10 protein-coding genes and 1 riboswitch are annotated in these 12,712 nt (G+C 50.1%); of the genes, 4 read left to right on the top strand and 6 right to left on the bottom strand.

Annotation, left to right across the window (positions count from 1 at the left end; genetic code table 11):
- Window positions 1-6 precede the first annotated feature (6 nt).
- The gene (locus tag I8J30_RS04055) at window positions 7-876 is read right to left on the bottom strand and encodes an AraC family transcriptional regulator (protein WP_091213610.1); all 870 of its coding nucleotides are present in this window, start codon (window positions 874-876) and stop codon (window positions 7-9) included.
- A gap of 165 nt (window positions 877-1,041) precedes the next feature.
- On the opposite strand from I8J30_RS04055, the gene I8J30_RS04050 reads away from it, so the two are divergent.
- The 3 genes from I8J30_RS04050 (at window position 1,042) to I8J30_RS04040 (ending at window position 7,056) form a co-directional block, all read left to right on the top strand.
- Window positions 1,042-2,121 (top strand): Gfo/Idh/MocA family protein, encoded by a 1,080-nt coding sequence (locus I8J30_RS04050; RefSeq protein WP_210655585.1) that lies wholly within the window; start codon window positions 1,042-1,044, stop codon window positions 2,119-2,121.
- A 186-nt stretch (window positions 2,122-2,307) separates the two neighbouring features.
- A riboswitch (cyclic di-GMP riboswitch) is annotated at window positions 2,308-2,401 on the top strand.
- An 85-nt stretch (window positions 2,402-2,486) separates the two neighbouring features.
- A complete protein-coding gene (locus I8J30_RS04045) occupies window positions 2,487-4,259 on the top strand; it encodes an ATP-binding protein (protein WP_210655582.1) in 1,773 nt (590 codons plus the stop codon).
- The gene (locus I8J30_RS04040; RefSeq protein ID WP_210655581.1) at window positions 4,249-7,056 is read left to right on the top strand and encodes a bifunctional diguanylate cyclase/phosphodiesterase; all 2,808 of its coding nucleotides are present in this window, start codon (window positions 4,249-4,251) and stop codon (window positions 7,054-7,056) included. Before I8J30_RS04045 ends, I8J30_RS04040 begins: the two co-directional genes overlap by 11 nt.
- Window positions 7,057-7,128: 72 nt before the next feature.
- Here I8J30_RS04040 and I8J30_RS04035 read toward each other — a convergent pair whose 3' ends face one another.
- From I8J30_RS04035 to I8J30_RS33530, 5 genes are all read right to left on the bottom strand, one after another.
- Complete coding sequence (locus tag I8J30_RS04035; RefSeq protein WP_177245624.1) at window positions 7,129-7,281, bottom strand: DUF6254 family protein; 153 nt, start codon at window positions 7,279-7,281, stop codon at window positions 7,129-7,131.
- Window positions 7,282-7,367: 86 nt separating this feature from the next.
- A complete protein-coding gene (gene cydS / locus I8J30_RS34160) occupies window positions 7,368-7,469 on the bottom strand; it encodes a cytochrome bd oxidase small subunit CydS family protein (RefSeq protein WP_371264700.1) in 102 nt (33 codons plus the stop codon).
- Window positions 7,470-7,494: 25 nt separating this feature from the next.
- Window positions 7,495-8,520 (bottom strand): cytochrome d ubiquinol oxidase subunit II, encoded by a 1,026-nt coding sequence (locus tag I8J30_RS04030; protein WP_210655579.1) that lies wholly within the window; start codon window positions 8,518-8,520, stop codon window positions 7,495-7,497.
- Window positions 8,517-9,872, bottom strand: a complete 1,356-nt coding sequence (locus tag I8J30_RS04025) for a cytochrome ubiquinol oxidase subunit I (RefSeq protein ID WP_210655577.1) — start codon at window positions 9,870-9,872, stop codon at window positions 8,517-8,519. The genes I8J30_RS04030 and I8J30_RS04025 overlap by 4 nt, the downstream gene beginning before the upstream one ends.
- Window positions 9,873-9,918: 46 nt before the next feature.
- The gene (locus tag I8J30_RS33530) at window positions 9,919-10,047 is read right to left on the bottom strand and encodes a hypothetical protein (protein WP_276316068.1); all 129 of its coding nucleotides are present in this window, start codon (window positions 10,045-10,047) and stop codon (window positions 9,919-9,921) included.
- 744 nt (window positions 10,048-10,791) lie between these two features.
- Here I8J30_RS33530 and I8J30_RS04020 point away from each other — a divergent pair.
- Window positions 10,792-12,585, top strand: a complete 1,794-nt coding sequence (locus I8J30_RS04020; RefSeq protein ID WP_210655574.1) for an alpha-L-rhamnosidase-related protein — start codon at window positions 10,792-10,794, stop codon at window positions 12,583-12,585.
- The last annotated feature ends 127 nt before the right edge of the window (window positions 12,586-12,712 follow it).

Here is a 12,712-nt window from a genome sequence, read left to right as displayed (position 1 = left end):
GTAGGGCTAAGCGCGGTTCCACTCCAGCATTTTCTTCTGGAATTGCTTCGGTGAGCAATCATTATATTTCTTGAACATTTTATAGAAATGGGCCATATTCGGCATGCCGATCCGGTCGCCGACCTCGGAGACGCTGAGATCCTTCGTGAGCAGAATACGCTCGGCCCATTTGATCTTGCGGTAATTCACATACTCCGTGAAGGACATCCCGATCGCTTTCTTAAAGAATTTGACGAAGTAGTAATAGCTCATATTGGCAAGCTTCGATACTTCTTCAACTTGGATGCGGTCGGTCAGATGTTCCTCTACGTAGTCGATTACCCCTCGGAGACGAGCCCGGTCAAAGTCGTCATGATCAGCAAGCACTTTCCTGGAATCTCCCCGAATGAGCAGAAGGAGCAGCTTCTTTATGTACATGCTGACCGCGAGCTCATACCCGCTTTGCTTCGTCGTGACTTCCTGCAGAACGCCTCGGATACATTCCGACGCCTCTGCCCGTGCCGATTCATTCTCTTGGAAAATATAATTCGCCCGGCTGAGCGGGTTCTTCGTCTCGGAGAAGAATCGCATATAAGGCATGGAGCTTTGGTCAATAAACTGCTCCAAATCAAACTGCAAGACGATATAATTCAGCGGGCTGCTCATGCTGCGATCGCGATGAAGCTGCCTTGCACCGATCAATGCGATGTCGCCCGTTTGTAGTTTTATGCACTCATCTTCTATATTTACGTCAAGCTCGCCGGTGATCACAAGCAGCAATTCGATTTCGCGATGATAATGCCAATTGATAAACAGATCGTTATTCCGCAGGGATTGAAACACTTTTATGGAGAGCAGCGGGTTCTCGTAAACGACCTTTTCATTGTAAAATTCCACGGTACCATCCCTTCGATAACAAAATCACATAAAAGCATACCTATATAGCGCCTATATTTTTGTGGACATGTTCGTCTATACTGTAGTCAGTTGTGTCTCTCTATCTAGCTGACACGCATACTACAAATTATATCATTTCGAGGCTCATGGAGGTAGAAATTTAAAATGTCAAAAGTACGTGTAGGCATTATTGGCTGCGGCGGTATCGCCAACGGTAAACATCTCCCAAGTTTGGCCCAAGTCAAAGACGCTGAAATCGTTGCTTTCTGCGATATCATTGTTGAGAAGGCTGAACAAGCAAAAGCGAAATACGGCACTGAAGAAGCAAAAGTATATTCTGACTATAAACTACTGCTTCAAGACGCGTCGATCGACGTGATCCACGTTTGTACGCCTAACGATTCCCATGCGGTTATCTCCATCGACGCATTGGAAGCCGGCAAACACGTGCTTTGCGAGAAGCCAATGGCTAAAACAGCTGCTGACGCTCGCAAAATGCTTGAAGTTGCAAAACGTACCGGCAAAAAACTCAGCATCGGTTACAACAACCGTTACCGTGCAGACAGCCGTTACCTGAAAGAAGCTTGCGATGCAGGCGAGCTTGGCGAAATTTACTTCGCTAAAGCACATGCAATCCGTCGTCGTGCCGTTCCGACATGGGGCGTATTCTTGGATGAAGAGAAACAAGGCGGCGGCCCGCTTATCGATATCGGTACTCACGCGCTTGACCTTGTATTGTGGATGATGGACAACTACAAGCCGAAAGTCGTTCTTGGCCGCGCTTACCACAAGCTGTCCCAAAACGAGAACGCTGCGAATGCTTGGGGCCCATGGGATCCAAAACAATTCACGGTTGAAGATTCCGCTTTCGCTATGATCACGATGGAGAACGGTGCAACTGTAATCCTCGAATCCAGCTGGGCGCTTAACTCGCTTGAAGTCGATGAGGCTAAAGTATCCCTCAGCGGTACTAAAGCAGGCGCTGACATGAAAGACGGTCTTCGTTTCAATGGCGAGCACAACAGCCGCCTATATGTAAACAAAGTTGAACTGAACAGCGGCGGCGTTGCTTTCTATGAAGGCGCGAGCGAAACCGCAGAAGTTCTTGAAGCAAGCATGTGGATCGATGCCGTTAAAAACGACAAAGAAACGTTCGTTAAACCAGAGCAAGCGCTTGTGGTTTCCGAAATTCTTGAAGCGATCTACGAGTCTTCCCGCACGGGCAAGGCTGTATACTTCGAGTAGAACAAACATTGAAGCCGGGGATGGCCTTGTCATCCCCGGCTTTTTTGCAATAATTAACGCTGTTAGATCTATTTTCGAATTCGACAAAATCAGTCAAAATTCAACGTTATTCGCTCTGTACAGTTCCGGGAAAAAAATTATAATGAGAATTAAACTAATCTTCAGGAAAATTTTACAACTTAATACCTATGATAAAGGCAAACCATAGGAAACTATGGGACGCAAAGCCGTGGCCTAAGGGATCACTCGCCGTGATGCTAAGGTAGACAAGGTTGCCGAGTAGATGGAATCCATCCTATTCGGGTGGTTTTTTTATTGCCATTTTGCACCCTGCAGCTAAGTCAATGAACCGGAGGAAGGTTAGCATGGCATCCGTCGCACTCGTCGCCATTTCATTCGTACTCGTATTCAGTTCCTCTCTAATCCTCTTTCATCTGTACAGGCGTATGAATGCAGCAAGGTATACGACATTCTTTTGGCTTATGAGTGGTGCTTTTGTATTTAGTATCGGGGTTTGGTCCATGCATTTTGTGGCATTGCTCGCGTATCCGTTTCCGGTCAAGGTGATGTATCATTTCGGTTATGTGTTTCTCTCCATGGGTGTTTTAGTCGTCATGTCCGCGATAGCGCTTCTCTTGTTCGAACGTGCTGCGCAGCGACATCGGACAAGCCTGCTCGTTCTCGGTATCTTGGTACAGACCGGCGGTATCGTAGCCATGCACTACATCGGGATGAAAGCCATCAAAGCCCATGCGACACTCCACTATCAGTCATCCACAGGTTTTGTTTCCATTATCGTGCTGGCTCTTGTGCTGGGATTCGTATTCACAAGGCAGCATCGACTCCATAAACTAAGCCGTTTGCGGCAGTTCATCCACGCATTATCGCTATCCGCAGCCGTTGAATTTCTTCATTATAGCAATATGCCCATGATGCATGGCCTTACATCGCAATATGCAAGTGAATCTGTGGCTTTATCGCAAAATCAATTCTTCCTGGCCATTAGCATTAGTTTGATCGTTTCCGTAATCTGCATGTATTCAATCGTCATTCTGATGATTGACAGCCGCTTGAAGCAAAGTGAAGAACGCCTTAAGCGGATGAATGAAGCCTATTCGCATATTCTGGATTCCGTGGCCGAGGGGATCTACCGACTGGACGAGCGGGGCAAGGTGATCTTCTGGAATCAAGCCGCTGCGAACTTAACCGGCTTCGAGGCGAATGAGGTACTCGGTCGTAAAGTTGGGCTGCGGGCGATTAAGCCGGAGGAAGAGGAATGGGATCCCGTAGAGAAGGTGAATCGCTCCGGCAACGCTGACTATGTAGCGGATGATTTGTTTCGCCGTAAGAATGGTTCGACGTTCCCGGTGGAATATCATATTACCCCAATGCGGGTCAAAGGCGAGCAAGCCGGAGTCGTCATCAACTTTACCGATTTAACGCAGCGCAAGGAGCAGGAGTCGTTCCTTGTAGAGTCGGAGAAGCTGTCCATGGCGGGCCAGCTGGCTGCGGGCATCGCGCACGAGATTCGAAATCCGCTTACGGCGATTAAAGGATTTATGAAGCTGTTTCAGAACGGGATGAGCAAAATGGAGTATGTCGCCATTATTACATCCGAGGTTGTTCGGATGGAAGGCATCATCAACGAGCTGCTCCTGCTTGCGAAGCCGCAAATCAGCCGATTTCAAGCGACCAATCTAGGTGAGCTTCTAGCCGGCGTCTATACGCTGCTGGAATCACAGGCTAATCTAAACAATGTAGATATTAAGCTGCAATTCTCGGAGCCGGAGCTGCTTATTTATTGCGATGAAAGCCAGATCAAACAGGTATTTATCAATCTCATTAAGAACGCAATCGAAGCAACGGAGGGCGGCGGTGAAATTCGAATTGTGGTCGAACAGGTCGGCAACCACATCATGACCTCGATTGCAGACTATGGCTGCGGCATTCCTCAGGAGTTGCTGGATCAGGTGGGCAGGCCCTTTTTTACGACGAAGGAGCAGGGGACAGGCCTTGGGCTGATGATCAGCAACAAAATCATTTCCAGCCATGGCGGGACAATTTCTATTTCCAGCAAAATGGGAGAGGGCACGACGTTCCAAGTAACACTCCCCGGGGGGTATCGAAATGGTGCATAATCATATCGAAGGCAGCTATAACTGGTTCTTGGTCTGTTTGTCTTTTATTATTGCGCTGTTCGCTTCGTATATGGCATTGAATTTAGCCAGACGTGTTCTGTTGTCGGAAGGCTGGAAGAAACGAGGATGGCTGTTCGGCGGAGCAGTCGTCATGGGTGTTGGGATATGGTCGATGCATTTTATCGCGATGCTCGCTGTCCATCTTCCAACGGGTGTGACTTATGATTTTGTAACCGTGCTGGTGTCGATTGGCGTTTCCATTGTAGGCGCTTTTATCGGTTTCGGCATTGCCAGCCACTCCGGTCGCGGTACGCTGAGGCTGATTATCGGCGGGACCATCATGGGACTTGCAATCACCGGCATGCATTACATCGGCATGTATGCCTTGACGGGACTTACGGTTACTTATAATCCCTATATAATCACACTTTCCATTCTGATCGCTGTGTTGGCATCGATTGTTGCATTGCTTTTCTCCTTCCGCAGAAACAATCACTATTGGCTTAGCGGTTTCATTATGGGCATTGCAGTCACAGGGATGCATTATACGGGCATGTCTGCGGCAAATATGTCGATGCCGGTACATATGCTTAGTCGCGCGAGCGATGCGCAGGCGATGGATTTTATCGAAATGGCGGTCTACGTAGCATTTGGTACAATCGTCATTATGGCTGTCAGCTTGATCAGCTCGATGAATGTCGACAAGAAGCTGTCGGAGCAGCTGTCGCTTAAGGGCTCCATCCTGGAGTCGGCAATTGATTGCTTGATCATGTTCGACCATAAAGGAACCATATTCGAGTTTAATCCGGCAGCGGAGACTCTCTTCGGTTACTCGCGAAGCGAGGTGATAGGCAGCTCCATTAAAGAGTTATTGATGCCTGAGCTGCCTCGAGATATGTCGTCGATGAACGGAATGCTGTGCAGCGGTAACAAAACGGTGCTTGGTACGAGAGTCGAGACGATGATGCCGCGTGGGAATCAGAGTACGTTTCCGGCGGAAATTATCGTCACTCGTATTCGCAGCGAGAAATTCCCCGTCTTTACGATGTATCTGCGTGACTTGACGGAGCGGCGGCTTGTAGAAGAAGCGCTGCGCGAGAGCGAGGAGCGCTATCGCAAGCTGATTGATTTCTCGCCGGAGCCGATTCTGGTTCATTATCAAGGCGTAATATCTTTCGTGAACGAATCGGCACTGCGTATATTCGGTGCCGAGCAGGATGGCTTGATCGGGAGAGGTTTCCTGGAGCTGGTTCATTCTGAATGCCTTGCATCCGCGGCGCAGTGGCTGGAGCACATTCAAACCGGGACAGCTAAAGGCGATCCCATCGAGCTGAAGATGCATAAGCTCAACGGCACGACGATCGACATTGAAGCGAAGTCGATCCTGGTGCATTTTTCCGGACAAGCCTTGATTCAAACGATTGCTTGGGATATTACGGACAAGAAACGCTACGAGAATACGATCAGGCAGCTGGCTTATTATGATATGCTGACGGGGCTGCCGAATCGGAACTGGTTCAACCTCTCTTATCCTGAATTGCTGCAAGTCGTGAGCGCGAGAGGGCAGCAGGCGGCGCTGATGTTTCTCGATCTGGATCGTTTCAAGCTGATTAATGATACGATGGGGCATTTAATGGGAGATCGGCTGCTGCAGCATTTTGCAGCCGTGCTTAGCGAGACGATTGGCGACAATCGCATGGTTGCGCGGTTAAGCGGGGATGAGTTTGTGGCGATCATTCAGGATTGCAACCGCTCGCAGCTGGAGCTCATGGCGGAAACGCTGATTCGACGAGTGGCCGAGCCGATTCAAGTGGAAGGCCAGGATATTTTCATTACAACGAGTGTCGGGATTGCCTTATATCCAAAGGATGGCGAGACGCTGGAGATGCTGCTGCAAAATGCGGATACGGCGATGTACGCAGCGAAGGAGAAGGGTAAGAATCAATTCCAATTCTTCGAATGGGCGATGAACCATTGTCAGGCACGTCGTATGAACATCGAGCAGGCATTGCCGGCCGCAATCGAAGAGCAGGCCTTCCATCTTGTCTACCAACCGATGTTTAATGCGGAGCAGGGTCATTTGATCGGTGTAGAGACGTTGGTTCGCTGGGAGCATCCGGTGCTGGGCACGATTTCACCATGCGAGTTCATTCCGATTGCTGAGAGTACCGGTCATATTATCGTGTTGGGTGAATGGATTTTGCATAAAGCCTGCAAGCAAATGAAAGAATGGCATGATGCGGGCCTCCCACGGATTCCGGTCGCCGTTAATTTCTCCGTCATTCAGTTTAATCAAGATCTAATCGTGGATATGATCATTGGCGCGCTGGAGCAGACGGGCTTGGATGCCAAGTATTTGATCGCGGAAATGACCGAAAGCATGGCTATGCAGCATAACGAGGCGATAATCGGCAAGCTCCACGCGCTAAAGCGGCTCGGAGTTTCGATTTCCATCGATGACTTCGGAACGGGCTACTCTTCCTTATGTTATCTGAGACGGTTTCCGATCGATACGCTTAAGATCGATAAATCCTTCGTACAGGATGTTTCCGGTGCAGGCGAAGATACCGCAATTGTTGAAGCGATCATCGCGATGGCGCGCAGTCTGAAGCTGCGGGTATTGGCCGAAGGAGTAGAAACGGAGCAGCAGTCCGAGCGCCTCTGTCAGCTGGGCTGTACGGATATGCAGGGCTACTGGCACAGCAGGCCGTTATCGATACCGCAGTTTGAGCAAACGTACTTGAGCGCGGCCTATCTGGCTCGGGGAGAAGCGGCGGCCGGTTCGGCGGCCGGGTAAACTGTAGCTCCACAATAAGAATCCGCCTAAACCACGGAGAACGTGATTTAGGCGGATTTTGTTCATCGGGGGCTAGTCGCCGTTGTTACGGGCATTTTCATAGCCGGCAACGCCGGAGGTGCCTTCATCGGAGAGCTCGGCCAACGATTTGACCTCGCCATGGGGTTTTTGGTTTTGCTTTCGGCTCTTCCAAGCGTTCTCTCGGCGGTTCTTCGAAGATGTCATAGTCGGTGAATGCTCCTTTATAAATGAGTGTGATCGCTGGATTGTACCCATTTATCGTGCGCGATTAGGCCGATTCTTATGACAAATTAACGTTTCGGTTTCGGCTTCCGGGCACCCCACCAGAACAGAAATCCCACAGATAACGCAACAACGAGCAGCGGTGCGACGAAGATCAGAAATTGCTCCATTTCGGTTCAGCCTCCTCCTGTAGGGTTATTTGCCGCGCTTTCCTTGCACATATTTGGTATCAAACAAGAACAACCGCATAAGCAGGTACAGCGACGGTATGAGCAGCAGCAGTCCGAGGATGAAGACGGAAATCAGCGCAATGGCCATCGGCTCGCTTGTGAAATTATCGTGAATCGTTAAATACGGATATAGAATGTACGGCAAGTGAGCTGCGCCATAACCGAAGAACGCAAAGCCGAACTGCAGCATGACGAAGATAAACGATAGTCCGAGACGTTTGCGCGTCCACACGTGATAGACCGCGATCAGGAAGCAGGCGAAGGATACGACGAACATCCACGCGTGCTCCGTCATCCGCTGGTAATGCTCCGCGTTATGGCCGCGAATGGCGAAGAATACGAGCAGACTGCTAAGAATCGTGGGAGCACTCCAAGCGAGCGCATATTTACGCACGACCTCGAAGGCGCCTCGGTCATTCGCACGGTCTGCGTAATAGCTGAGAAACATGGCCGAGATGTAAAGTACGCTGACAAGCGCCAGCAGCACGACCGTCCACGAGTACGTACTTTGGAACAGCTTGCTGAACAGGAAGCTGACTTTACCGGAGTCGCTCACCTCAATGTAGCCGCCTTCCGAAATCGTCATCACGGTAGACAAGGAAGCGGGAATAAGCAGGCCGCTTGCGCCATAGAGCAGCATGTAGATGCTGTTGTTCTTGTTCGTGCCATATGTGTTAAAGGCGTAGTAGGAACCCCGAATGGCAAGCAGAATGACGGCGATACTCCCCGGAACAAGCAAGGCGGTTCCGTAATAATAAGCGGTGTCCGGGAAGAATCCGACCATTCCCACGAAGAAGAAGACAAGAAAGACGTTCGTCACTTCCCAGACCGGCGAGAGATAACGTTCGATAATATTGTTGATCACGTGGCGTTTGCCCGTAATTGTGCTGTAGTAGCTGAAGAAACCTGCGCCAAAATCAATCGAAGCGACGATTAAGTAACCGAATAGGAAGATCCAGAGGACGGTTATGCCAAGTACTTCGTAGCTCATTCCGCGTCGCCTCCTTTAATGCCTTTAGCCTCGATTTCTTGCTCAGCCGAGTTGCTGCGGAACATGCGGGTCAAGACGGTGACCGACGAGAAGGCGAGTACGATGTAAAGCAGGGCGAACACCCATAGCATCGTGTCCACATGATCGGATACGGTAGCGCCTTCCGATGTGCGCATAATGCCGCGAAGAATCCAAGGCTGACGGCCAACCTCCGAGAAAATCCAACCATGCTCAATGGTCAGCATCGCGAGAGGCGCAGCCAATATGATGCCGCGAAGGATCCACTTGTTGCTGAAGGCGAGCTCGCGCTTGCGCCACAGGAGAAGCATGAAGGCCGAGGCGATCAGGACCATCAACGCAACGAAGCCCATTTTCAAATCGAACAGGTAATGAATATAGAGCGGCGGATGTTCGTCCTCCGGAATGTCATTTAGTCCGGTAACTTCCGCATTAGGCACGCCATGGGCGAGAATACTAAGCGCAAACGGGATTTTGAGACCATATTTGACCTCATTGTCTTCCGTTAAGATCCCGCCAAGCACCAGAGGTGCTTCGCTTGTCGTTTCGAAATGCCACTCCATAGCCGCAAGCTTCTCAGGCTGATATTTAGCCAGATATTTGCCGGATAAGTCGCCAATGATCGCACTTGAGATTAAGAAAATAAAGGCGGAAACCATCGTTAGCTTGAGTGCTTTCTTATAATAGACATGATTGCGGCCTTTGAGCAGCGACCAAGCTGCAATCGCAGCAAGCACGAACGCGCAGGTCAGGTAAGCTGTAACGAGTACATGCGACACTTTTGTCGGCATTGCCGGGCTCAGCATTGCACCGAATGGTGAAATGTCAGTGATTTTACCGTCTTTCACGGTGATGCCGGCTGGTGCATTCATAAATGCATTGACGACTGTAATGAAGAAGGCTGAAGCGGACGAGCCGATAACGACGGGAACGAGCAGCCAGAAATGCGTCATTTTATTCTTGAATCGGTCCCAGGTGTACAGGTAAATACCGAGAAAGATCGCTTCGAAGAAGAACGCGAACGTCTCCATAAAGAGCGGCAATGCGATGGACTGGCCCGCGACTTTCATGAAGCTTGGCCACAACAGACTGAGCTGCAGACCGATCGCAGTCCCGGTCACAACGCCAACCGCCACCGTAATGACGAAGCCCCGCGCCCATCTCCGCGCCATGAGCAAGTAATGCTCATCATTGCGTTTGATCCCGATCCACTCCGCGAGTGCAATCATTAGCGGGACCCCTACACCGATCGTTGCGAAAATAATATGGAAAGCAAGCGTGAGTCCTGTGAGCATCCGACTATACATGACCGGATCGTAACTGCTAAGCAGCATTTGTAATCCCTCCCAAGTGCTTGATGTTGTCGTTCATCGTTACCAATTAATTAAACACATATCGTGACAGAGAGAGCAGCATAATGACCGCAACAATGATGCAAAGCAGGATAAGGCGTTTCTCTTGTTTGGCTACACGGTTTCTGTCTTTCGGGTTTTGCGGTTGACCGGCCAATTGAATCCCTTCTCTCATGTAGATGTGATGTGATTTGATGGTTACACGATTATTATAGCCGATCTATGTGATTATTTTCACATGAATTGTGACGAGGGTTTGAATTCTGGGGAATGGGATGTTTATGAGTGATGAGAAGAAGAAGAACAATGATCCGTAAAGCGATATGCCCAGATAGGAAATGAATAAACCTCCTACAACAAACGAGCCGAACGTGATCCCTAAATTACTTAAGTAGTACAACTACGAGTCAAAAGTGTGGTTTCAAGCAAGAAATGTGTGACCCGGCATGAACGGCAGCCTTTCGTCACTTAACGGGAGGATAACTTGGTGAAAAGTTAATTTCTTTTAAATAAGAGTAAATCAAATGACTTGAGCTGAAAGTAGGTTTAATAATGGGAAATGGAACGTATGAAGAAATTCATGAGAATGATAAAGAATCTGCACTTCAGGAATTGAAATCAAATGACGAGCGGCTTTACGGATTTTATTGATGTAAGGATTGAAATGTACTATTGAAACGGATGGTTTGCAGCCAATCCGTTTTTTACGTTGGTCGGGAATGAAGAATTGGACCGGTGGATTCGCGCAATTCTCTATCTGACAAAAATCTACCCGAATGACAAGAGGATCGTATTTCGCAAGAAGATGCGTTTTTCTAAGATTAGAATAGAAGTAGCTAGCGATTCCTATGCTGCGGTTCATTCGTTCTTACAAAATTGGACGTGGAAGGTGCATCCATTGATGAAAAGATCCTTTACTCCGGCTTCCCGAGAGCTGGTTCCCGACGGTTTCTCGCAGGTCGTGCTGCAGCCTGGGCAAACCATACGGTTTGATTTTAACTTGAAACGCGCGGGCTTGTTGTATGTTCTACTGGGAGAGGCTTCGCCGGGCTGGGAGCGCATTCGGTATGTGTACACAAGCGACGAAAGACTATTCTCCTCGCTCTATAAGGGCTTTGAGGATGAAGCATGGCTGTCCGGCAGGTTCCCCTCGTATGTGCGCATGCGCCCTTTCGGCACGCTGAGCCAATTCGTTGCGCAAGGCGATGGTGTCTATTTACTAGAGGAGGACCTGACGGCTCTGCGCTATCTGGAGATCGAGAATCGTTCAGACGAGCCGCTGGAGATCCGCAAGCTATGGCTGGCCTATACGGCGGCACCTTACAAGACAGTCGGAGGGTTCGAATGCGACGATGAGCTGATTAACGAATGCTGGGCGATGGGAGTCTATACGACGGAAATTTGCAGTCAACCATCCATGTACACGCAGTGCGAGCTCAAAGGACCCTATTCGGACTATGTCATTTGGGACGGGGTGCGGCGTGACAAGGATATTTGGGGCGGCGATCTCAGGCCGGCCTCGCTTACCGCCTTATATGCATTCGATAGGCCTGAAATTGTCAAAAACACGCTTGAGCTGCTGTTAAGCATTCAGCATACAACTGGCGAGGAGAAAGGCATCATCCCGGGCAGCGGCGCCTACGGCCAGATCTTCTATGAGTGGACGATGTGGACAATCGTCAATCTGTGGGAATATGTTCTATTGACGGGGGATATAGGCTATTTGCGCGAAAACAAGAATCGGCTGCTCGAAGTCGTCGCTTGGATGAACAAACGCATGGATACTGATGGCTTGATTAACGGACTCAACAGCTGGATGTATTCCATCGACGCACGCGGGAAAATCAGCGGGCTAGCGCTTGCGCAGAAAGCCGCTTGGGATGCGCTCGTCCGACTGTTCGCGTTAGTCGGCCATCCGATGCAAGCTTATTGCCGCGAGCAGGCTGAACGAACGAAACGTTCGATTCTATCCCAGTTCAGCGTCATAGGCACGTCGCTGCTGACCATGATGCCCGCAGGCACAAAGCATAGGGATCGATTCGCAATTGATGGCAACTTGTGGGCGATATTGCACGATGTAGTGGACTTGTCGCGAGCAGAAGCGATTTTGCATGAGGTGCAGGAGCAGTTCTGGACGGAGCGAGGATCGATTAACGTCGTGCCGGTGTTCGAGGAGCCGCTAGACGGCGCTTGGTGGTGGAATGTCCTGCCGAAGGAGGCGGCCGTATGGCGGCATAACGATACGATATGGCCGTACATGTCGGCTTATGAGGCGCTTGCCAGCTTTCATGCGGGACAAACGGATCGAGGACTCGAGGTGATGCGGCGCGTCGGATCAAGCCATCTGAACCAGGGGCACCGTACGTACTGGGAAATGATGAACCGCGACGGCAGCCTGCCTGTCGGAAGTTTTGGCGACACATTGTCGCTCAGCCACGCTTGGGGAGGCTCCTCGAGTTATGGGCTGCAGGCGTACGTTGCCGGTATTCAGCCGCTGACACCGGGGTTTGCCAGCTTCAGCGCCAAGCCTTCCTTGGGCGGACTGAAGTGGATCAAAGCGGAGGTGCCTACACCGCATGGCATTATAGAAATGGAAGCAGAGCGGAACCGAGGGGGGCAAGTGAAGGGAATTGTGCGCCACACGGGGACCATTCGCTGCAAAGCAGGCGAAGGGATGGAAATCTTCGTCAGATAGCAGCTGTTCAGCGCACAAGAACGTCGACAGTGACGTCTTCGTTCAAGCGGGCAAGATCGTACCTGAAAGTAAAAATGTTGTTCTTACCCTGGCGTCGGGGCTTACCTATCATAAAGGTGAGCCCCTT

The sequence above is a fragment of the Paenibacillus lignilyticus genome (genome assembly GCF_017942085.1).
Classification (GTDB): Bacteria; Bacillota; Bacilli; order Paenibacillales; family Paenibacillaceae; genus Paenibacillus_Z; species Paenibacillus_Z lignilyticus.
The sequence above is the reverse complement of the archived record's forward strand: the minus strand, read 5'-3'. Positions and strand labels throughout refer to the sequence as shown.